The 24,014-nt window shown below is 43.4% G+C and carries 15 protein-coding genes and 1 pseudogene; 15 read left to right on the top strand and 1 reads right to left on the bottom strand.

What is annotated here, in order from left to right:
• A pseudogene (locus AB5542_RS14290) lies at window positions 1-1,064 on the top strand (hypothetical protein); the annotation flags it as partial.
• Between the two features lie 49 nt (window positions 1,065-1,113).
• Here AB5542_RS14290 and AB5542_RS14285 read toward each other — a convergent pair.
• A complete protein-coding gene (locus tag AB5542_RS14285) occupies window positions 1,114-2,313 on the bottom strand; it encodes an aminopeptidase C (RefSeq protein WP_279038990.1) in 1,200 nt (399 codons plus the stop codon).
• Between the two features lie 172 nt (window positions 2,314-2,485).
• On the opposite strand from AB5542_RS14285, the gene AB5542_RS14280 reads away from it, so the two are divergent.
• The 14 genes from AB5542_RS14280 (at window position 2,486) to AB5542_RS14215 (ending at window position 24,002) form a co-directional block, all read left to right on the top strand.
• Entirely contained in the window at window positions 2,486-4,591 is a 2,106-nt protein-coding gene (locus AB5542_RS14280) for a M3 family metallopeptidase (protein WP_124315780.1), read from the top strand.
• Between the two features lie 168 nt (window positions 4,592-4,759).
• Entirely contained in the window at window positions 4,760-7,849 is a 3,090-nt protein-coding gene (locus tag AB5542_RS14275; protein ID WP_279038993.1) for a SusC/RagA family TonB-linked outer membrane protein, read from the top strand.
• A 12-nt stretch (window positions 7,850-7,861) separates the two neighbouring features.
• A complete protein-coding gene (locus tag AB5542_RS14270) occupies window positions 7,862-9,481 on the top strand; it encodes a SusD/RagB family nutrient-binding outer membrane lipoprotein (protein WP_279038995.1) in 1,620 nt (539 codons plus the stop codon).
• A 131-nt stretch (window positions 9,482-9,612) separates the two neighbouring features.
• Window positions 9,613-10,098: a Dps family protein gene (locus AB5542_RS14265; protein ID WP_279038998.1), complete on the top strand. Its 486-nt coding sequence runs from the start codon at window positions 9,613-9,615 to the stop codon at window positions 10,096-10,098.
• A 123-nt stretch (window positions 10,099-10,221) separates the two neighbouring features.
• Window positions 10,222-11,292 carry an A/G-specific adenine glycosylase gene (gene mutY / locus AB5542_RS14260; protein WP_087421689.1) on the top strand — a complete coding sequence of 357 codons (1,071 nt, stop codon included), beginning with the start codon at window positions 10,222-10,224 and terminating at the stop codon, window positions 11,290-11,292.
• Window positions 11,293-11,348: 56 nt separating this feature from the next.
• Entirely contained in the window at window positions 11,349-11,924 is a 576-nt protein-coding gene (locus AB5542_RS14255; protein WP_279039002.1) for a sigma-70 family RNA polymerase sigma factor, read from the top strand.
• 308 nt (window positions 11,925-12,232) lie between these two features.
• Window positions 12,233-13,396 (top strand): FecR domain-containing protein, encoded by a 1,164-nt coding sequence (locus AB5542_RS14250; RefSeq protein WP_279039004.1) that lies wholly within the window; start codon window positions 12,233-12,235, stop codon window positions 13,394-13,396.
• A gap of 105 nt (window positions 13,397-13,501) precedes the next feature.
• Window positions 13,502-16,897 carry a SusC/RagA family TonB-linked outer membrane protein gene (locus tag AB5542_RS14245; protein WP_279039006.1) on the top strand — a complete coding sequence of 1,132 codons (3,396 nt, stop codon included), beginning with the start codon at window positions 13,502-13,504 and terminating at the stop codon, window positions 16,895-16,897.
• A gap of 29 nt (window positions 16,898-16,926) precedes the next feature.
• Entirely contained in the window at window positions 16,927-18,387 is a 1,461-nt protein-coding gene (locus AB5542_RS14240; RefSeq protein ID WP_279039008.1) for a RagB/SusD family nutrient uptake outer membrane protein, read from the top strand.
• Between the two features lie 17 nt (window positions 18,388-18,404).
• The gene (locus tag AB5542_RS14235) at window positions 18,405-19,103 is read left to right on the top strand and encodes a DUF4843 domain-containing protein (protein WP_279039011.1); all 699 of its coding nucleotides are present in this window, start codon (window positions 18,405-18,407) and stop codon (window positions 19,101-19,103) included.
• A gap of 17 nt (window positions 19,104-19,120) precedes the next feature.
• Window positions 19,121-20,599: a PKD-like family lipoprotein gene (locus tag AB5542_RS14230; RefSeq protein WP_279039013.1), complete on the top strand. Its 1,479-nt coding sequence runs from the start codon at window positions 19,121-19,123 to the stop codon at window positions 20,597-20,599.
• A gap of 49 nt (window positions 20,600-20,648) precedes the next feature.
• On the top strand, window positions 20,649-21,785 hold the full coding sequence (locus tag AB5542_RS14225) for a TlpA disulfide reductase family protein (protein ID WP_279039016.1): 1,137 nt from the start codon (window positions 20,649-20,651) through the stop codon (window positions 21,783-21,785).
• A gap of 11 nt (window positions 21,786-21,796) precedes the next feature.
• Window positions 21,797-22,906 (top strand): thioredoxin family protein, encoded by a 1,110-nt coding sequence (locus AB5542_RS14220; protein ID WP_279039018.1) that lies wholly within the window; start codon window positions 21,797-21,799, stop codon window positions 22,904-22,906.
• The gene (locus AB5542_RS14215; RefSeq protein WP_279039020.1) at window positions 22,899-24,002 is read left to right on the top strand and encodes a TlpA disulfide reductase family protein; all 1,104 of its coding nucleotides are present in this window, start codon (window positions 22,899-22,901) and stop codon (window positions 24,000-24,002) included. Before AB5542_RS14220 ends, AB5542_RS14215 begins: the two co-directional genes overlap by 8 nt.
• The last annotated feature ends 12 nt before the right edge of the window (window positions 24,003-24,014 follow it).

Raw genomic sequence — 24,014 nt, 5'->3', positions numbered from 1 at the left:
GGGAATTGACTTACAAGGAGGTTGTTTGGTATGCGGGAATGTTGACCGAGTTGTTTCAAGAAAAGGAGATATGTCCGGATCATTTCTTTTTACAGGAGATGAAGAAGGCGATGAAGGGTATCGAGGATTTCAAGACGGATAAGCAGATTAAAATGGCTGAATCCGTTATTCGTGATTTGCGGAAAACGTTGAATCAAGAGCCTGTTTTTTCGACCCAGTTATACGTGAGCCCGGAACGGTCAAAGCTGGAATGGAAGGGAACATTGGGAATTTGTGACCGTATCGAGGAGTTCGAGGCTGATGTGGCCGAAATTTCGGATGATTTATTGAACCGGGCAAAGGAACTGGTGGCCAAAATACAGTTGAGTCTGGCCATGTTCTCCGGGAAAATGGATCGAACCCGGGTGATCTACGAGCAGGATTCTGGGGAATTGGATGAGGATGAATTGTATCAATCCCGATATAACCGGAATATATTTTTCGAGGAAGTAATGGCTCCTTCGGCTATACTCGAAGTGGTTATCCTTTTGGATTTGTCTGGTTCGATGTGTACGGGAGACAAGATTTCCACGCAAATTGTGATCTCTTCTGCGTTAGCCTTGGCTTTCAACAAGTATCCGAACGTGGTGTATTACTCGATATACGGGCATCGCTGTGGAGATGAGGGCATCGAGATTATTCGTTTCCACGATCGGGGCGAAAAACTGCAACTAGGAAAACTGTTTTCTCAACAAGCGTTAAATGCCAATGCTGACGGGTATGCCATGCTGTATTGTTTTGATAAGTTCAAGTCGGATGCCAAGAATAAATTGTTCTTCATGATTTCCGACGGGGCTCCCTCAGCCACGGGATATGACGGGGAGGATGCCCGTGAACACGTGTGGGAGGTTGTGCGGGAAGGAAAGAAGAGAGGAATCGAGGTTCTGTCCGTGGGAATTGATAATTTCGAACAGGCGGATATGTATGAAGAGTTTATTCCTTATTCCGGTCCGGAGATCACAACGAAGATTTCTCAGTGGATTCGTAAGAAATTCATGTCGATAGCGGATGATAATTCGTTTTAACGATAATAAAAAAACAGCATCGGTTTTGATGCTGTTTTTTCATTTCTTATTATAATCCTAATTTCTTACGTATTGCTTTCGGAATAGCATCTTTGTGAACCATGATTGCCACGGTTTGCAAGCGACAGAATGGTTCGGACATATAAAGATAACCACCGAACGGGTTACGATCTTCTCCCCAAGAATTTTTGGTCTTATAATAGATCGTTCCGTTCTGATCCTTTAGCATTCCGGTGATGTGCATCAAGTGATCATCTGTTGTCTGGCGGTTGTTAAAAGTAAATTGACGTTTGTTGTCATCTACTCTCATTTCCGGTACGGGAGATTCGAAAGACTGCATTTTACGTTCCCGATCTTTTGCGCTAAGTGTGGTCCACTTGTCGATCTCGGCATTGATCATTTCCTCCGGGTTATTGGTCGGGAGAATGGCCAACCCGTTCGGGTGGCTGAAACCGTTGTGACTTACGTCTCCATCCCAGCATATGGAGTAACCGTTTTTCAAGGCGTTGTTCATCACTTCCATTAACTCGTCAATCGGTAGATTGTAGTAACGGGCGTGCATCCAGTTATCGGGAATTGTGAGTTCCACCTCTTCGTAGAAAGGGTACATCTGGAAAGAAGTCAATTCCACGTAATCATTTAAGTTTAGATCTAGGGATGCCGCAAAACTTTGCGGGGTATATTCCTTGCCCTCGTAAGTGAATGTTTCCGGGGTGTCACCCAGATAAGCCTCGATATATCTCATGAAACCTTTTGTCCACACGGGAGTAATCTGTCGGTTCGGATTTTTGTTCACGGCGTCAAGGATTCCTTGCAAAGCAGCCACCATTTCTGCATGAATGTGAAAGTCTCGTCCGTATTGCAATCCGGTATATACTTCTTCCGGAACAATTCCGTACTTTTTGATCATATCTATTACGTCATGAGCTTGTCCTCCCTCGCTGAAGTTTGTCTTCCCGTGGAATTGAACGTAACGTAATCCTTTCTCGAAGTAGGCGTTTTTAGCCACGTAAAGTTCTGCGAGATCATAGACAGGTTTGCCTTTGCGCAGTAATTCTGATTCTAAGAATGAGAGAGTTGCGTAGTCCCAGCAGGTTCCCACGCTTTGTTGATTCTTCACCGGGGTCGTTTTCAAGTCAACGACTGTTGTAAAGTTGTAGCCGGAACGAGGTCCGCCTTTTTGTGCAAACACGGCCGTGCTGATAGAAACAAGCAGGATGACCATGCATAAGAACGAATGTTTTATCATATCTGATTAATTTTGGTATTTTTACTTTGGTGGCGAAGTTAATTAAAATTTTGCATACACTAAAAATAATCTTTTACCGGCAAAACGAATGCTTTGTAGCGGATAATCTATATCTTTACCTTGTTTTTGTGGACGTGGGGAGAAATATACTTAAATATAAATTACTTTATTCATGAAAAAGAGCGTTATATTACTTTTGAGTGTTACCGCATTAGTAACGTCTTGTAAGGATGGAGCTAAGCAGGTAAACAACCCGTTAATGCAGAAGTTTGAAACCCCGTTTCAAGCTCCGCCTTTTGATAAGATAAAACCGGCGGATTACAAGCCGGCTTTCGAGGAAGGTATGAAACAACACAAGGCAGAAATTGAGGCTATCGTGAATAACCCGGAAGAACCGACTTTCGAGAACACGATCGTGGCTCTTGATAAAGCCGGGGAGTTGCTGAATCAGACCTCATCGATATTCTTTAACCTGTACGAGGCGATGAAGAATGATGAAATGCAACAATTAGCCATGGAAATCAGTCCTGCCGTAACAGCCCACGGGGATGAGATTAACATGAATCCTAAATTGTTTGCTCGGATCAAGGCATTGTACGACAAACGGGAGACTTTGGGATTGGATGCTCTGGCTTTGCGTACGTTGGAACTGTATTACAATGATTTCGTGCGTGGTGGTGCGAATCTGAATGATGCCGATAAGGCTAAGATGATGCAGATTAATGGTGAGTTGGCTAAATTGAGTTTACAATATGGTGATAACCTATTGAAAGAGACAAATGCTTTCACGTTGGTTGTTGATAACGAGAAAGACTTGGCCGGACTTCCGGAAACTTCTATTGCCGCCGCTGCGGCCGAGGCTAAAGACCGGGGCATGGAAGGTAAATGGGTTTTCACGGTTCAAAAACCAAGTATGATTCCTTTCCTGACGTATGCCCAAAATCGTGATTTGCGGGAGAAGTTATACAAGGGATATTATATGCGCGGGAATAATGACAATGCTAATGACAACAAGGCCGTGTTAGCTAAAATGGTGAACTTGAGAACGGAAAAAGCTAAATTGTTGGGATTTGACACTTATGCCGCTTACGTGGTAGATGTGAACATGGCCAAAACCCCGAAGGCTATCTATGATTTCATGGGACGTGTGTGGGAACCAGCATTGAAAGTTGCCAAACAGGAATTGGCTGAAATGCAAGCTATTGCCACGAAAGAGGGGATGACGTCTAAACTGGAAAGTTGGGATTGGTGGTATTACGCGGAGAAATTGCGGAAACAGAAATATGATCTGGACGAATCCGAGATGGCTCCTTATCTGAAATTGGAAAACGTGCGGGATGGAATGTTTGCGGTTGCCAATAAATTATATGGAATCACCATGCATAAAAGAACGGATATTCCGTTATATCACCCGCAAGTGGAAACTTACGAGGTGAAAGATGTTGACGGAACTTCTCTCGGAATTTTGTATTTGGATTATTACACTCGTGCCAGCAAGTCAGCAGGAGCATGGATGACCGAATTCCGTCACTACACGAAAGTGAACGGACAGGAAGAAATGCCATTAGTTTCTGTGGTTTATAATTTCTCTCCGGCCGTGGGGGATGCTCCCGTTTTGTTGAGTTGGGATGACACGGAAACGATGTTCCATGAATTCGGACACGCCTTGCACGGATTCTTTACTCGTGGCGATTACCAGCGGATTGCGGGTACGATTCCTCACGATATGGTAGAGTTACCGTCGCAGGTGATGGAGAATTGGGCGAGTGAACCGGAAGTGTTGAAAATGTATGCAAAACATTACCAGACTGGCGAGACTATGCCGGACGCGTTAATCCAGAAGATTCAGGAGAGCGGACATTTTAATCAGGGATTTGCGACGGTAGAATACGTGGCAGCGGCTTTACTGGATATGGATTGGTACTCTAATACAGAAGTGAAAGATTTTGACGTGAACGCTTTCGAGAAAGCCTCTATGGATAAATACGGTTTGATCAAAGAGATATTACCTCGCTATCGTTCCACGTATTTCTCTCATATTTTTGATGGCGGTTACAGTGCCGGATATTACGTGTATCTCTGGGCCGAAGTGTTGGACGCTGACGCTTTCCAAGCTTTCAAATCTTCTGGGGATATTTATAACAAAGAGTTGGCAGCCAAGTTTAGAAAATATGTTCTGTCAGAAGGCGGATATGCTGACCCTATGCAGCAGTATATCAAATTCCGTGGTCAGGAGCCATCGGAAGATCCTTTGTTGCATAAGAGAGGATTGAAATAACAGGAAAGTCCGTAAAGTTCGTAAGGTTTATAAAGTTTATAAGGTCTGTAAAGTTTGTGAATCCTTGTGGATGATTTGTTCATGATGGCATTGTTGCCAATAAATAGTCTGAAGGATACCAAAAACTTTTGACTTTATGAACTTTACGGACTTTATAAACTAATTACGATGTGTGTGCGTGTATTTGTTCTTTTGCTTTGTTTATTATCTGTACAGGGTGGAAGACTGTTTGCCGTGGTACGGGGAATTGATTCATTGGCTCGGAATGAAAAATGTGCTGTTGTAACAGGAGTCGTGTATGATGTACAAGGCGAGGCGATAGCCGGGGTCAATATTATTGAAAAAGGAACGATGAACGGGGTAACTACCGATCGAGAAGGGAAATTCTCGCTTGAGGTAGATTTGCATGGAACGTTGATCGTCTCTTTTGTTGGCTATCGAACCCAGATCATCCCGATTGACGGGAGAACCGATTTAGTGATCACGTTGGAGCATGATTATATTCTTTTGGATGACGTGATCGTGACGGCATTGGGATTGCAAAAGAAAGAATCGGCCTTGTCTTACGCCGCTGTTCAGGTGAACAAGAATGAGTTAGTCCAGGTGAAAGATCCGAACATGATCGTGGCGTTGATGGGAAAAGTGGCCGGAATGCAAGTGAACCGGAGTTCTTCGGGAATGGGTGGCTCAGTGAAAGTCGTGATGCGGGGAAGTCGATCCGTGGCTGGGAATAATCAACCGTTGTACGTGATTGACGGGGTACCGATGTTGAACGAAAGCAGTGAACAACCTTACACGGCTATCGGGGGAACGGCTGATGCGGGAAATCGGGATGCCGGAGATGGAATTTCTAATTTGAACCCGGAAGATGTAGAGAGTATCAGCATCTTGAAAGGGGCCCCGGCCGCGGCCCTTTACGGGACACAGGCTGCCAACGGGGTTATTTTGATTACCACGAAGAAAGGATCGGTCGGGAAACAAGAGGTTTCTTTTACTTCCAGCGTGGTTTTTGATAAGGCGATGATGTTACCGAAGTTGCAGAATCATTACGGGATGAGCGATGAAATCGAGAGTTGGGGAGAGCGAGAGAATATAGCCACGGGTAATCCGATACCCTCTTTTTTCCGGACGGGAGTAACAGCGATTCACTCTTTGTCCTTCATGACTGGGAATGAGCGAGTGCAAACTTATTTCTCGTATGCTAATACCACGGGGAAAGGGATTTTGGAGAATCATAAGTTGTCAAAACACAATATTAATCTGCGGGAAACGGCGACATTTTACGAGGGGCGTTTGAAAATAGACGGGAATGTAAATCTATTGAGCCAACACGTGAAAAATCGTCCTGTTCCGGGAGGATTCTACATGAACCCGTTAGTGGGTCTGTATCGTTTTCCCCGGGGAATGGATATAACCGAATATAAAGAACATTTTGAAGTATGGAATGAAGAACGGCATTTGAACGTGCAGAATTGGCATGCCCCGACAGAGGATTTCGAGCAGAATCCATATTGGATACAGGAGCGGATCACGAGCCGGGAGCAACGAATACGGGCTATTGTTTCCCTCGCATTGAACTTGAAAATTACAAATTGTTTTTCAGTTCAGGCCCGTGGAAACGTGGATTACGTGAACGATAAATTCCGTCAAAAATATTATGCCTCGACGGCTCCTGCGCTGGCAGGAGATAACGGGCGTTATATAGATTCCGGGAACGAACAGGTGCAAACGTACGGGGATGTGATTGGAACTTATAAAGGAAAGTTTAATGACTTTTCGCTGGATGTATCTTTAGGGGCCAGTATTAACCGGAAAAAAGTCAATGAACTTCGATACGATTCGAAGACCGCCTCTTTGAAATTTGCTAACGTGTTTAATATAGCGAACATAAACATGAATACATCTGCCTATATTTCAGAGCAGATTGATGCCGTCCGGGAGATGCAGTCATTGTTTGTCACGGCACAAGTAGGGTTTCGAGATTATCTATTTCTGGATGTTTCAGCCCGGAATGACTGGAGTTCTACTTTAGCGTACACGACCAGGGAATCGAGAGGCTTTTTCTATCCGTCCGTTGGTTTTTCCTGGTTGGTGAACCGGGTGCTGAAATTACCCGAACAGGTGACGAGTGGTAAGGTGCGGGCCACGTGGAGTAAGGTGGGAAATGACATTCCTTTGTATATCACGAATCCCGTGGCTCACGTTCTGGCCGGTGGGGGAATACAGGCATCGGATGCGGCTCCTTTTGAAGAGATGAAACCGGAGATGAGCTTGTCAATGGAGGTGGGAACGGAATGGAAATTCTTTGGTTCTCGCCTGCACGTTGACTTTACCTATTATCAGACGCATACCAAGAATCAGTTTTTCAAATTACCGGCAAAAGATGGCGACGAGTATGCCTATCGTTACGTGAATGCTGGAAATATTCAGAATACAGGTGTCGAGCTGATGATTGAGGGTACTCCGGTTGAGATTAAAAATTTCAGTTGGAAAACAGGAATAAATTACGCTTTCAACAAGAATAAAGTGGTTCGTTTGCACGCCGAGTTACCCGTGTTTCAATACGGGCCTTATGGTTTTTCATCCAGTTACGCGATGAAATTGAAGAAAGGAGGGTCTTTCGGGGATATATACGGTAAGGCATTCAAGCGGGATGCTGACGGGAAAATTCTTTACGAGACGGATGGAGAACATCAGGGATTGCCGATGATTGAAGGAGATGGGAACACGGTGAAAGTGGGAAATGCTAATCCGAATTTCACGTTGGGATGGACGAACACTTTCTCTTGGAAGGGATTGGTGTTGAGCTTGCTGATAGATGGTCGGTACGGGGGTAAAGTGTTGTCGCAGACACAGGCCGACATGGATATGTACGGGGTGACAAAAGTTACTGGGGATGCACGGGACAGGGGGTACGTGATGCTGGAAGGAGAGAAGATTACTAACGTGAAAGGGTTCTACAAGTCTATCGTCGGGGGGCGTGCTGGGGTGACGGAATATTATATGTATGATGCCACTAATTTCCGTTTGCGGGAGTTGGCTTTGGGCTATACCTTCCCCAAGCACTGGATGGAGGCAACGAAGTTTTTCCGGGATGTTCAACTGGCTTTTACTGCCCGAAATTTGTTTTTTATATACAAGAAAGCGCCTTTTGACCCGGATCTGATTCTTTCCACGGGGAATGATAACCAAGCGATAGAAGTGTACGGGATGCCCACCACGAGAAGTATGGGATTCAGTTTACGTGTTATGTTTTAATTGGAAGAAAGAATGAGAGGTTTAATCTACATGATAATGGGGTTGATGTTCGTCTCTTGCACGGGACGTTTCAGGGACTTGAACACGGATAATACGGGAATCACGGATGAGGATATGCAAGTCGATCTGAATCACCTGGGCATACCGTTAAACGTGATTCAGCAAGGGATTTATTTTAATTATGATTACGGGAAGGGGAAGAATTGGCCTTATCAGTTGATGCAGAATCTGAGTGCCGATATGTTTAGCGGGTACATGCACGATTACAAACCTCTAAACGGTGGAAGTCATAACTCCGATTATAATCTGCAAGACGGGTGGAACGGGACGTTGTGGGAGAATACCTACGCTTACATCATGCCCCAGATTAAACGACTGGAGGATTCTACCCGGTTAAAATACCCTGCCGTCTATGCTGTCACTGAAATATTGAAAGTGGAAGTGATGCATCGGGTCTCTGATTATTATGGTCCTGTCATTTACACGAGTTTCGGAAATAAAAAAATGATATACCTGCCGGATTCGCAACAAGATGTTTATTATCGTTTTCTGGATGATTTGAAAACGGCGGTGGGAATACTGGAAAATCACGTGAATTTAGCTGGCTACACGCCTGAATTTTCCCGTTTCGACTTGTTGTTGGATGGCAAGGTCGAATCGTGGATTCGGTTTGCCAACTCGTTGCGTTTGCGTCTGGCAATCCGGATGGCAATGGCCGATCCGGATAGAGCCCGGCAAGAGTTCGTGGACGCTTTCGCTGATCCCCACGGGGTTTTTGAAGAACCTGCGCAACAGGTGGCCGTGACGACAGACAATGAATATACTAACCCGTTGGGCGAGATTAACCGGGTGTGGGGCGAGGTGTACATGAATGCGTCCATGGAATCTATTCTGAATGGTTTTGATGATCCCCGGCGGGAGGCTTTTTTCGAGCCTTGTCCCGATGATGTTCTTTTGCAGGATCGGGAGGGACGGGATTCGGTTCGTATCCCCTTGAAAGGGCAGTACTGGGGAATCCGTCAAGGAACCATGTTTGCCCACACGCTTTATTCCGCTTTGTCGAAAATCTATGTGAATGTCCGGACGAAACCAATTCTGATGACGGCTGCCGAGGTCTGGTTCCTGCGGGCGGAAGCCGCTTTGCGGGGATGGACGACGGAGGACCCCGGAATTTGTTACGAACAGGGCATCCGGTGTTCATTCTCCCAGTGGCAGGTGCCCGGTGTGGAAACTTATTTACAGAGTGATTGTCGGGCGACTGATTTCGAGGATGCCTTTACCCCCGGGAATAATATCAAGGCTCGTTGTTTGGTTACTCCCCGTTGGGATGATGCCGCCTCTGACGAGATGAAACTGGAACGGATTATCACGCAAAAATGGCTGGCAGTTTTCCCGGAAGGTTGCGAGGCATGGGCAGAACAACGAAGGACAGGTTATCCGAGATTATTCCCCGTACGGTATAACAATAGTCGTAACGGGTGTGTTGACACGGAAAAGATGATTCGTCGTCTGAATTATCCCTCTTCTATTCTTGATAGCGATAACGGGCAATACGAGATGCTGGTCGATGCCTTGGGAGGTCCGGATCATGCCGGAACTCCTTTGTGGTGGGATACTGGACGGAATTTTTAGGCACCTTGTTTATTGCGGCAAGAGAAAAACATATAAAATTTTAGGCTATAAAATCGAAACTTTATCAAGTTCTTTTCGTTTCTATAGGTGTTGAAAACGAAATAAAAACGAACTTTTAAATATTTATAGTTATGATGAAAGGAAATATCGGTTTAGATGCTGCAATGATTAAATCCAGCAAAACCATTTTGAATAACCTGTTGGCTGATCATTTTGTTTTACTCGCTAAAACTTGGAATTACCACTGGAATATGAAGGGCCCGAGTTTCAGGTCTTATCACACTTTTTTGGAAGATCTTTATAACGGCTTGATTGAAGATATAGATAGCATTGCCGAGCGTGTTCGTGATTTGGACGAACGTCCTATCGGTTCTTTGAAGGGATGTTTGGAGCATAATCGTATCAAAGAACATGATGATGAAAAACCGCTTCCCGATGCAAAGGGTATGCTGGCAGCTTTGCTGGACGATAATGCCGAGGTGATTCGACAAATTCGTTCCGATTTGGAAACCATGGAGAAAGAAGGATCAAAGGACTTCGGGACATCCAATTTCTTGGAGGATATGATCGAGAAGAAAGAAAAAGTAACTTGGATGATCCGGGCTCATTTGGAATAAGGATAGATTTTTTTGTTATTAGTGAATGGAAAGGGATTGCTGTGATGGTGATCCCTTTTGTTGTGTGTATAATAATATTCTAATCCGATGTTTTTGTATCTTCGTGGCGAATAATTACACGAGATGGAAGATAGAGAGATTAGCGATATATTAATTCGTTGGTACGAGGAGAATAAACGGGACTTACCGTGGCGAAGGACTTCCGATCCTTACCTGATCTGGATTTCGGAAATCATACTTCAACAAACTAGGGTGGTACAAGGATTGGAGTACTTTAACCGATTTACGGAGCGATTTCCCGACGTGGCGGCTCTTGCCCGGGCGGATGAGGACGAGGTGATGAAGTACTGGCAAGGGTTAGGGTATTATAGCCGGGCTAGGAACCTGCATGCGGCAGCCCGGCAGATCATGAATGATTTCAGTGGTGTTTTTCCCCGTACACGTGAGGAAGTGCTTTCGTTGAAAGGAATTGGTGATTACACGGCGGCGGCTATTTGTTCTTTTGCCTACCGGTTACCCTATGCAACCGTGGATGGAAATGTATTCCGGGTATTGGCCCGGTTGTTTGATATAGATTTACCCATTGACGGGGGAGAGGGGAAGAAATATTTTACGGCATTGGCTCAATCTCTGTTGGATGAACGTCGTCCGGATTTGTTCAACCAGGCAATGATGGAGTTCGGGGCATTGCAATGTGTACCCAAATCACCAGATTGTGAGCATTGTCCTCTAAATGGGAAGTGCCTGGGATTAGCCGCCCGGCAAGTGGAGCGATTACCCGTGAAAAGTGGGAAGACCGTGGTGAAACCCCGTTATTTTAATTATTTGTATATACATGGGCAAGGTATGACCCTTTTATTTAAGCGAACGGGGAATGATATTTGGCGTAATCTCTACGAGTTCCCGTTAATCGAAACGGAACGTGCGGTTACGTGGGAGGAATTGTCCGGGATGGCTGTTTTTCAAGAGTTATTTGATGGTATCGAAAAGGTTGAAATTACCCGGGAGTACGTGGCAAAGAAACACGTTTTGTCTCATCGGGTGATATACCCTGTATTTTATGAAATCCGGGTCGATTCGTTTTCAGAGAGTATGGAAAAATATTTGAAAGTGCCTGATGATCGGGTGGGAGAATATGCCGTTTCCCGATTAATTCAGTCATATCTTGAAGTGCGGGATGGTTTGTTGTTTTAAGAAATAAAAGTTCATTGTTTGTCGATCGCTGTTGAAAAAAGTTTATTTTTGCACTAATGCGAAAAAGTGATCGAGATATATTGGATGTGTTCGTGAAGAACCGTAAGGAAGGAGTTCGGATGTTGTTTGATCGATATTATCGTCCTCTCGTGCTGTACGCGGGAAGTTTGATTGATGATGATACGATGGCAGAAGATCTCGTTCAGGAATTTTTCGTGCGTTTATGGGAAGATGATTATCTGAAGCATATTGAGGAAAAGGCTCTTAGTTCTTATCTTTTTTCTTCTGTTCGCAATAGTTGTTACACTTACACGCACAAGAAGGATGTGTTGCGTAGACGGGTGGATTACACGGCTATTGACGTGGCCGCAGACACGGCCACGGTGCTGAATCAGGAAATTGTGGATCGGGTGACGACTGTTATCGCTCGGATGCCGGAGCAAACGAGGAAAGTGGTGGATTGCGTTCTGATGCGGGATATGAAATATCAGGATACGGCCAACGAGTTACAGGTGTCTCTAAACACGGTGAAAACGTTGTTACGTAATGGAATGCGTATATTGCGGGAAGAATTAAAGGGAGATGAAGAATTGATTCTGTTGCTTATCCTATCCAAGAGCTTGGGAGATTAACCCCTTGCTATTCTCTGATGTATTATGTTTGGTTTATTGTTACGTGTTTATAGATCACTTAGGTGGTAATGTCAGGTCTGTTTAATTTGTATGATGTCTGTTAAAATGGCGGCTATAAGTGGGCGATAAGGCGGCGACAAGGCGGCGATAGCGCCCAACAGTCAGGCAACGGTCAGGTAACAGTCACTCAAAATTAGAGAGAATGGTAGGAGTTATCGTTTTTTAAGTTTATTTTTTCGAAAAAAATGTGCCTCCATTCACCCGTTTTGATTTTTATTTAGTCCTACTTGTAAAAAATAAGAATAAGTATGGCTATTTCAGACTACATGGAAGACTTAATTTATCGAGTTCTAGTGGGAGAGGCGAGCGTGGAGGAACGGGAGGAGTTCGAGGCATGGTTGCGGGAAAATGCTGAACACCGTGTCTTCTTTGAAAAAATAGAGCGGGCCTGGTACACGGGAAAGTATGTGGCCCGGTGGAAGAACGTGGAGATGAGTGCCGCATGGAAAGCAGTGGAACACAGGAAGGAACAGAGGCAAAGGCGTCATTTCAGACGGATCGGGTGGAGTGTGGCTGCAAGTGTGGCTGTGCTGATTGGGATTACATGGCTTGTGGGATCGTGGGAAGAAGAAATTCCCTCTTCGGTTGTGGCTCAGTCCCCGGTGGTAAAACCGGGTGAGGCGAAAGCTCGCTTGGTGTTGTCATCTGGATTTGAGGTTGAGTTGGGATGCACGAATGGAGATACGATCCGTGAAAAGGGTTTCCCAATTTTGAACGGGAAAGAATATATTGATTATAGTAAACAGGAAAATTCCTTACAGGGAGATGTTGTGTATAACGAGTTGATCGTTCCGTCGGGGGGAGAGTATCGGCTAGTGCTGGCCGATCGCACGGTGGTTTATATGAATTCCGAATCCCGGTTAAAGTACCCGGTGATGTTTAGCGGGAAAGATCGCATGGTGGAGTTGGAAGGGGAGGCGTATTTTGAAGTCTCCAAAGATGAGGTGCATCCTTTTATCGTGCGTACGGAACGATTGGACGTGATGGTGTTAGGCACAGGATTTAACGTGATGGCCTATAAACAAGATCCCCGAACGGAGGTCACCTTGGTGAAGGGGAAGGTGGATGTAAAAAGCGGGAAAATCAACGAAATATTGACTCCTAGCCGACAATTCGTGATGAATAACGAGAACTGTGAATACGAGGTAAAGACCGTAAACGTGGCTACTTACGTGGATTGGAAGGACGGGGTACTTAATTTTGACGGAATGCCGTTGGAAGAGTTGGGGGATAAACTGGGACGTTGGTATGAAGTGAAGTTTTTTTTCACGAAAGAGAGCTTGAAACGGTTAAAGTTTTCGGGGGCGTTTAAGAAATATAACGAGATTGGTTACATACTTTCTTTAATCGAGGCAATGACCGATGTTACCTTTAAAATCAATAAAGATGTGATTGTTGTTAATGAAAAATAGAGAATAGGATTACTTCTGAGGAATAAAAATACCGGAAAGTGTTAGGACCACGATCCGGTAATCACTCCCGAAGAAGTATTTAAGTATCACTTAATTTACAAATGTATGAAAAAAAGTAATGTCTTGTGGCTTGTTTTGTCAAAAAATAAGCAGCAACAATTGTCGAAAATTATGAAATTGACTTGGATTTTGTGCGTCTGTTTCGTGTGTTCTCTGTCTGCAAACGTGATGTCGCAGCAGAGAGTGAACATGAATCTTGGGAAGACGTCAATTAAAACGGTTTTTGAGGAAATTCGACGGCAAACGGGAAAGATCATTATCTATAATGATGATCGTTTAGCCTTGGAGCGGGTGGTAAAGGCCGATTTTAAAGAGGCAGATGTACGGGCTGTGCTTGATAAGGTGTTGGCTGGTAGCGGGATGACTTATCGTTTCGTGGATGATTATATCGTTATAGTTCCCGAGGTGAAGACGATGCGGGATAGTACGGTGAAACAATTCCAGATAAAGGGAAAAGTGACGGATAAAAAAGGTGAGGCGATTCCCGGTGTAACGGTACGCTTGGATAGTACTAGTTTAGGTGCCGCAACAGACGTGAATGGGGAGTTTTCACTGACGTTATCCATGGAAAAGGGGACACTTGTTTTTTCCTTTATCGGAATGAAAACGCAGAAGGTGAAGTACACGGGCCAAAAATATCTTAACGTGGTGATGGAGGAAGATGCCTTGGAAGTGGAAGAGGTTGTTGTCAATGGTTATTTTTCTAAGAGCAAGGAAAGTTTCACGGGTAACGTGGTTTCCGTGAATAAAGAGGAGTTGGCCAAGGTGTCGTCCAATAATTTGATTAGTGCTTTGCAGGTGTTTGATCCTTCTTTCCGGCTGCGTGAGAATGTTGACATGGGATCGAACCCGAATAGTTTACCTGATTTTCGTATTCGCGGTAATTCCGGTTTCGGGGTGGAAGGCGTGTCTGAGGCTACATTTAGGAATGATCCGAATTTACCCACTTTTATCTTGGATGGTTATGAGGTCGATGTAGAAAAAATCTTTGACTTGAATATTGACCGGATCGAGAACGTGACAATATTAAAGGATGCTTCGGCTACCGCGATCTATGGTTCCCGGGCAGCAAACGGGGTCGTGGTGGTGACGACGAAAGCTCCAGAAGAAGGAAAGTTGAGAGTGTCCTATAATATGAACATGGCGATCAATGCTCCGGATTTGTCTGATTATAACTTGATGAATGCCAAGGAAAAATTGCAGGCCGAGTTGGATGCCGGGTTGTATGATTCGGATGATCTTTATACCCAGCAGTTGTTACGAATGGATTATGCAGAGCGTTTGGAACGAGTGAAAAAAGGGGTAAACACGTATTGGTTGTCTCAACCTTTGCACGTTGCTGTCGGGCATAAACATTCCTTGTATGTAGAGGGGGGTGACCAAAGCGTGCGTTACGGGATTGACGTGAATTACCAGGCTAATCCGGGAGTGATGAAAAAATCTTCGAGAGACCGGTTCGGGATAGGCTTTCTACTTTCTTATAATTTGAATAATAAGTTGTTGTTTAGAAACAAGTTGACGGTGGATAAGGTGAAAGCGAAAGAATCACCGTATGGTTCCTTCAAGGATTATGCCAAGGCGAACCCGTATGACCAGATTTATGATGAGGATGGAAATTTGATTAAATCATACCAACCGCACGTGAGTACGAGCAATCGTTTCTTGAATCCATTGTACGAGTCAACGTTGAATCATAAAGATAACACGACGTACACGGAGTGGACGGATAATTTTGATTTTGACTGGTTTATCAGCGAGCATTTCAGGTTGAAGGCCAGAGTGTCATACTCGGAACGTACGGATAAGCAAGAGAAATTCACGGACCCGGAATCAGCGATTTACAATGAGTCTGACTATCAGGATGGAGAAGGAATTTTGAAGAGAGGGGAGGCGTATAGTTTCCACGAGAAGAGTTCTAACTTGGATATGAACGTGGTGTTCAGTTATAACCAGCAGTTGGGGAGTCACTTTTTGAATGCCGTGTTGGGAGGTAATGTTATCGAGACCCGGTTTGAGAATGAATCATATAGTGTGATCGGTTTTCCGTCGGGTAGTATGGATTACATTTCTTTTGGTAAGGAGTTTAAGGATTTAACCCCGGAAGGAAGTGAGGGATTATCCCGTTTGGTAGGTTTGTTTGTGAACTTGAACTATACTTGGAATAATATTTATTTACTGGATTTATCCGGTCGTCTGGATGGATCGTCAAAATTCGGCTCCAAGAAGAGATATGCCCCGTTTTGGTCGGCAGGTATTGGTTGGAACGTGCATAATGAAAAATTTTTTGAAGGATTGAAAGGTGTGATTAATCATTTGAAATTTTCCGCGAATGTCGGGGCTACCGGTAAAGCTTCTTTCGAGGCATATGAGGCCCAGGATGTGTACGAGTATTACAAGGGACAATGGTATGCCGGAGGTTTGGGTGTGATCATGAACAACATGGGAAATACAAACCTGCAATGGGAAAAGACACACACGTTTGACGGGAATTTTGAAATTCAGTTTTTGAATGGATTGGTTAGTGCTAATATGAACTACTACGTGAAGACAACGAAAGATTTGCTTGCAGATATTACTTTACCGCCTTCTTCAGGTTTTGAAAGTTACAGGGATAACTTGGGAGAGTTGGAGAATAAAGGATATGAAATTTCGTTGAGAGGATTCGTGGTACGGGATAAGGATTTAATCGTGAATGTCTTCGGATCGATTGCGCATAATAAGAACGTGATTAAAAAGATTTCCAATTCATTGGAAACGTACAACAAGAAAGTGGATGATGAGCAGGATAATTATGAACCGGGGTGGGGTGAAGCGATGGAGACAGCCAAACCTCAGGTACAATTTAAAGAGGGACAGTCAACTACGGCGATTTACGCGGTAAAATCCCACGGAATAAACCCGATGAACGGGAAAGAGGTGTTTGAGGATTTGAAAGGTAACTTGACTTATGAATGGAGTGCTGCCAACAAGATAGTGTGCGGGGACACGGAACCCAAGGTATCGGGAGCTTTTGGTGCCAATGCGGACTGGAAAGGATTTAATATTAATGTTAGTTTCTTGTATCAATGTGGAGGACAGGTGTATAACCAAACGCTTGTAGATCGGGTGGAGGATGCAAATTTGAGTTGGAACGTGGATCGCCGGGTGTTGCAAGGCAGGTGGAAAGAACCGGGAGATCACACTTTCTTTAAAGATATTAAGAACCGGGATCGGACGGAGGTTTCTTCTCGTTTTGTTCAGGATGAGAACGTGTTGCAATTCAAATCATTGTCATTTTCTTATTCTTTCCCGACCGAGTTGATTCAAAGATGGAGCTTGGAACGTTTAAAATTGACGTTCCAGATGGAAGATATTTTCAGAATATCTAACGTGAAACGGGAACGAGGTCTGGATTACCCGTTTGCTAGAATTTTTAACGTGGGATTACAGGTACAATTCTAATCCTGTAGAAATGTAAAATAATGGATGATATGAAAAAGAGAATATTGATTATTTTTACGTTATTCGTGTTTGCTGTGACGAACAGCAGTTGTGATAGTTGGCTGGATGTGACCCCGCAAGCACAGGTGAATGCAGAGAAATTGTTTTCTAAACCCAAGGGGTTCGAGAATGCCTTATATGGTATATATACTTCGATGACGGATGCATCTTCGTATGGAACGCACATGACATTCGGGTTGATGGATGTGTTGGCCCAGTATTATGATGTTTACCAGGACAAGTATCATCTTCTTTACGAGGCGTCCCGGTATAATTATAAAAATTCGAATTCTCAAGATGTGATTAAGAATTTGTGGTTAAAAAATTACAATAGTATTGCGAATTGTAATGTTTTATTGGATTACTTGAGCGAGAAGTCCCCCTCGTTTTTTGAAGGTGAAGAGTATAAGTTTTTGGTTGCGGAAACGAAAGCATTAAGGGCTTACTTGCATTTCGACTTGTTGAGAGCATTTGCCCCGTCATGGAAGGAGAATTCGGAGGCTTTGTGTTTGCCTTATGCCGATAACTTCACGGACCGGGTGCATGGTCAAAAAAAGACGAGCGAGATTGTTCAATTGATTCTGACGGACCTTGATAGCGCCCGGATGATGTTAAGTACGGTTGATCCGGCTCGGGAAGAGAGTTTTAAGGAGATGTATAACCATTACGTGACGGAAATCGGGAATGATTTTACAACGGCCCGGGCATATCGCATGAATTATTGGGCAATTACCGGGTTGATGGCCCGTGTGTATCATTACATGGGGGATGAGAGAGCTTACACGTATGCCCAAGAAGTTATTCAGGCCGGGAAAGACGGGTTCTTCCCTTTCACCGAGGAAAGTGCGGTGAGTGCCCCTTTGAAGAGTCGGGATGTCGTGATGCAAAACGAGATTCTGTTTGCTTTGAATTATGCTGGTATTCATGATTTGTGGTACTCTTATGACGCCTCTCAAGATAATTATTACACGATAAATGATGTTACTTCCATTTATCCTTCTTCTGATGATTTCCGGAAGGAATATTTGGTAATCACGAATAGTAACGGGTATGATATATCGGTTAAATATGCGGATGTGGATTCTGAAAATGGCGGGAAAGTTCCGATGATCCGTTTATCTGAAATGTATCTGATTGCCGCGGAGAGCGGTTTTAATGCCCATAAGGAGGTTGCTATCGGTTTACTCGAAGAATTGCGTAAAAATAGGGGGATAGCCGGGGAGATTTCAACGACGATTACTTATGATAATTTCGTGAAGGAGTTGACGAAAGAGGCTCGTCGGGAATTTATCGGGGAAGGTCAGTTGTTTTACTGGTATAAACGTTTGGGATTACCGGTTGATCAGGGGAGTACCACGATAAAGCTTGAACCGTCTCAATTCTGTTTGCCATTGCCGGCCACTGAAGTAGAGTTTGGCGGGCGTAAGGAAGATTATTTAAATAATAAGTAGTAGATTAATATTTGGCTATGAAAATATTATATGTAATTATCATGATGTTGTTTCTTGGAATGATGTCATGTTCGGAAGATAACCTGAAAGGGTATTCCAGTAGTAACTATATACAATTTGATAAGTTGTCAAAAGATAGTACCGTTTTCTCGTTTGCTTATGATGAGACGCTGGAGTCGGGAACGGTGGCTTTGAAATTAGTGATGATTTCGCCTCTGGTAGATCGTGATCGGAAGTATAACGTGAAGTTTTTGCAGGATGAAAGTTCTGCCCAAGCCGGGGTGGATTTTGAGATGCCGGTGGAAGAACAGGTGATTGCGGCGAATGATTCGGTTGCTTATCTGAATGTTACCGTAACGAGAAACGAGGCTCTTAAAGGGAGTGTGCTAGCGGTTTTTGAGGTGCAGGGGTCAGGGGATTTTATGCCGGGAATCGAAGCGAATCGGAAAGGACGGATTTTTATCACGAATCAATTAACTCGTCCGGGGTGGTGGAATGACTGGCACGAGGCGAACGGGTTGGGTACTTATTCGGACTTGAAATATCAAACTTTTATCCGGGAAATCGGGGTGACGGATATGACGTTAGAGGCCGACGGGGGAGAGATGAATTACTCGACGATGCGGGCTTACGTGCTGCAATTCAAATATTGGTTGCAAGAACATCCAACTGAAGATGAGGATGGTAGTTTGATGAAAGTGGCAATGAGAGGTTAATATTTAAAGATGAAGTTATGAAGAGATTATTTATATATATCATCACGGTAATGGCGTTGTTCGCTGCCGGATGTTATGAAGATAAAGGAAATTATGACTATGAGACCGTGCCGCAGGTTTCCGTGAGCGGTATAGAGAAAAGTTATGATTTTTACGTGGGGTCACAGGAAACGATTACCCCAACCGTGACCTGGACAAATGGCAAGCCGGATAAGGTTTCTTATGCTTGGAGAATAAACAATAAGGTGGTTTGCGAGGAAGAAAGTCTGAATTTTGTTGTGGGTGACCTTCCCGTGAAAGCTGGATTGTATGCCGAGTTTACGATTACGAATGAGGATTTAGGGGTAGAGTATATCAACCGTTTTAACGTGTCGGTTTATTCCACATATTATTCCGGATGGATGCTCTTGGCGGATAAAGGTAACGTTTCCGAGTTGTCCTATGTTCGGGATGATGGGGGCCTTTATGCGGATATTTATAAAAACGTGAACGGGACGGATTTGGCCGGGGGTGCTTGTGCCTTGATGGAACATTGGTTGCCGACATCAGAAGAGATCGGACAGATTTTCGTGGCTTGTCAGAACGGACCGGAATATTCTGTGGAATTGGATGGAAACACGTTTAGTAAAATGGTCGCCACGAAAGATGAGTTCGTGGGGGATGTACCCAAGGATTTCAAGCCTATGAGAATGAATTGCGTGACGAATTACGATTATCTTATCAGTAATGGTAAATTGTATGTGCGTAATATTCAAGCATCATATGATGCTCTTTATCAGGATGGTCTGTTTCCAAATTTCCCTTATCCGGGTGATTATGAATTAACGAATCTGGGCATTCGGGGAAACCTGCTTTTTAGTAATGATATTATCTGTTTTGATAAGAAAACTTCAAGTTATATGCTGGTGCGAACCGGGGAAATGAAACGATTTGATTACACGAATGATTCGGAAAAGGCATTTATTCCTTACGATATGGGGAAAACGGTGCTGGATGGAGGACCGATCTCGACAGAAACCCCGACGGATGAGTTCCTGACAGTTCTGAAATCGAATTCGGAAAACAAGGCATACGTGCAAAAATTCCGATTCTCCGGATGGGGAGCGAAGACGTATCGGTCGATCTCGGAGGTGGAGTTTCCTGATCCTTCAATCATTAATGAGAATACGAAATTTGCTGTTTGCCAGAATCGTCCTTACGTGTATATTGCATCAGGTAACGTGCTGTATGTTTATAATCACAAGGATAATACGGTAAAACCATTACGTTCTGATTTTGGGCGGACGATTCGGGATATTGCTGTTTGTCCCACGAATTATGAACGTTTGGGTATTGCTTTGGAGAATGCGGATGACACGTCGAAGAGTGACTTTATGGTACTGGATGTTTCGGTCGTTGGGGATGGAAAAACTCTGGAAGGAATGGAATTTATCGGAAAGTTCGGTCGTGTGGTGGATTTAATTTATAAGATAGGTAATCAGTGGGATACTTATTAATAAATCAGTATTCTCCCGCTTAGCGGGAGAATACTTTAATGTATAGGTGATGAAAGTATGTAAAAATGTATGGCTATTGGTTAGCTTGCTATGCCTGTTTTGTGCATGTAAAGAACGGGAGCATGATCGTTTCACGATTTCTGGGGAGATGAAGGGATTACCTAAAGGTATCGTGAAGTTGTACACGAATCCGCCGGGAAATGTTTTATTGGATAGTTGCGAGGTTAAGGATGGAAAGTACTTTTTAGAAGGGAAGATCACGGAGCCTCAGGCCGGTCTATTGTTTTTTGACATGGAACCGCAATACCAGCGATTGGGGGCCTCGATGGTGGCTATATTTATAGAGCCGGAGGATATGAAGGTGTACAGCGAATTGGATGAGGTGAAGAAAACGTTGAAGATTACTTCAGCCCCGATTAATGAAGATATTCACAGGTATAATGTTTATTTGAAGTCTTTACCGGAGAAACAATTGGTTGCAGAGTTTAATGGAAAAATCCAGATGGCTTTTGCCGAGGCTAGGATGGAAGAAGTACGAGAGATGAGTCGAAAGCGAGATTCGTTGCAAATGGTGATTATTGACCGGTTGTTTGCTTTTGAGCCGGGAGTTTCTAAAAGTCCGGCAGCAGCTTATTTGGTGGCTCAATTGTCCGCATCTCTGGATGTTATGCAAAGAGGGAAGATCGTGGAAAAGTTTGACCCGAGTTTAACTGATTCTTATTATCTGAACGGAATGCAAGAAAGCGTAGAGCGGGAAACGGCTTTACAGCCGGGAAAAGCCTTCCCAGATTTTCAGGTGTTTGATAAAGATGGTAGGAAGTACACCTTGGCTGATTTCCGGGGAAAATATTTATTTGTTGAATTTAGTGCATCCTGGTGTGGCTGGTGTAAAAAAGAGATTCCTTTTATTCGTAAAGCATATCACGCTTTAAAAGATAAAAATGTTGCTTTTGTAACGATGATGATGGATGATCGGAAAGAGGCTTGGTTACATGAGATCAAAGAGTATAATATCGAATGGTATTGTTTGTCTGATCTGAAAGGGATGAAAAACAGTCCTTTGGCTAAAGCATATAATTTGGGCGGGATTCCAGACTCTTTCGTGGTAGATCCGGAAGGGCGAATCGTGTGTCGGGACTTGAGGGGGGATGAAGTATTGGAGACATTATCTACATTGTGTAATTAATGGAAAAAATCATGTATAAGATATTAATCGGTTTGTTTTTATCTGTATTGTGCTTGCAGGCAAAATGTCAGATACAATTTGATGAGGGAAGTTTCACGAAAGTTCTGGCAAAAGTAAAACAGGAAAAAAAGATGGTGTTTATGGATTGCTACACGAGTTGGTGCGGCCCTTGTAAAATGATGGTGCAGGATGTTTTTAGCCGGGAAGACGTGGGACAATTTATGAATACGCATTTTGTAAATGTTAAATTGGATATGGAAAAAGGGGAGGGGCGGGAATTGGCTAAGAAGTATCAAGTGAAGGTTTACCCGACTTTTTTGATCTTGAATGAAGATGGAGAGGTGATTCATAAAATGGTGGGAGGAATGAAAGCAGAGGAATTTTTACAGAATGTGCAAAATGGTATTGGAGAACATTCTTTGTATTCTTATGAGAAGAGATATGTCAACGGGGAGCGTGATCCACAATTCGTGTATAGTTATATAGAGACTTTGGCTAGGGCTTTTATGAAAGAGCGGATGGAAGAGGTGTTGCACGAATATTGGGGGACATTGACCGATCAAGAGAAAAGTGGTAAAGAAAATTGGATGCTCGTGAAACGATTCGTGAAGAATCCGTCGTTACCAGAATACAAGTATCTTCTGGAATATAAAAAGGATTTTGATGCAGCGGTTAGTAAAGATAGTGTGGATCGTAAAATATACGACGATTTGTTCCCGTTGATTGTGAATGATTGTAACGAAATAATTTTTCATGATAAAGTGAATGCAGTTCAACTTTTAGATACATATAAAACGTGTGTTGCTCAATCGGAAATTGTCGGACAGGATTATTTGTTGGATATAGTGGAGTTTACCAGAGCCTTTTTGTCTGGTGATTTGAAGAAAGCATTGAAAATGTATGATAAGAAGTTTTCTCGTTTGGATAATGATGCTCGTTTTGATGTAACTTTACAATTAAATGGAATGTTGATTCGTAAGGGAGATGCAAAAATGTGTAAGCGAGGATTGGAATTGATAGAGAAAACGATGAAAGATTGTGGGTGGTCGGTGGATGATCCTTTGTTTGCAGCCGTGGTTTCCGGATTGAAAGATAAATTTAAAGATAATAAAGATGAATAGATTATTGATTTTGTTGACAGGATGTTTGTTCTGTTTTTCGTGTGCATCCAAAACGGATGGTTTTAAGGTAAAAATGCGTTTGGAAAATGCTCCGGAGTGTGAAATTTTCGTGAGTGAAAGGGTTCCGAATCCTGCCCAGTGGTATATAGATACTTTGAAGTTGAAAGATGGCCAAGTGGTTTACACGGGTAAGGTGGATTACCCTCGTTTGGTTTCTTTCGTTGTTAAGAAGGGAGAAGATGATTTTGTGGGTTCTTTCAGTATATTTTTGGATAATAGTGAGGTTGAAGTTCAAGGGGATTTTAATAATTTGAAGAGTCTAACAATTACTGGGAGTAAAACACATGATGAATTTGTTGCCATAGAAAAGAACGGGCAAGAGTTTATGAAAGAGTATGGCAGAATCGGTTACGACCGGAGTAAGGCGTTTAAAGATAACCGGACTTTATATGATTCTTTAGCAGAGCCTTACAAGCAGGCTTATGATAAGGTGGTGGATTACATTCTGAATCTTCCGGGGTATGCACGTAGTGAGGTGGCTCCTTATTTTGTTTCGGAATATATTAGTGCTGATAATCTTCCCTTGATGGAAAAAGCACTGAATGCTTTCGATGTTTCTTTAGCCGAGAACGCATATATCGCTAATTGCCGGGTAAAATTAGAAAAGGAAAAACGAGTACAACCGGGAGTGATGGCGTATGATTTCACGTTAGAGGATTTGGAGGGTAATACTTACAAATTGTCAGATTATAGGGGAAAATATGTATTGCTGGAGTTTAGTGCATCTTGGTGCGGATGGTGTAAATTGGAGATACCTTTCCTTGAAACAGTTTATAAGAATACGCAAGATAAGAATTTTGTAATGTTTACGATTAATCTGGATGACGAGCGAGGGAAATGGGAGGAAGATGTAAAACATTATAATTTACCGTGGAAGGTTATTTCAGATTTAAAAGCATTTGAAAGTCCCGTGGCGAAGAGTTATAATGTGAGTGGTATTCCGATGATTTATCTGATCGATCCGGAGGGAAAAATAAAGGAGAAAGGATTACGTCGGGAAGAGATGATCGAATATATAAATGCTTTGTTTGAGTAATTTAATAACAGG

This window comes from Butyricimonas sp. RTP31003st1_G1_RTP31003_210430 (assembly GCF_040920905.1).
In the GTDB taxonomy this organism is placed as follows: Bacteria; Bacteroidota; Bacteroidia; order Bacteroidales; family Marinifilaceae; genus Butyricimonas; species Butyricimonas paravirosa.
This window is presented reverse-complemented; position numbering and strand designations above follow the sequence as displayed.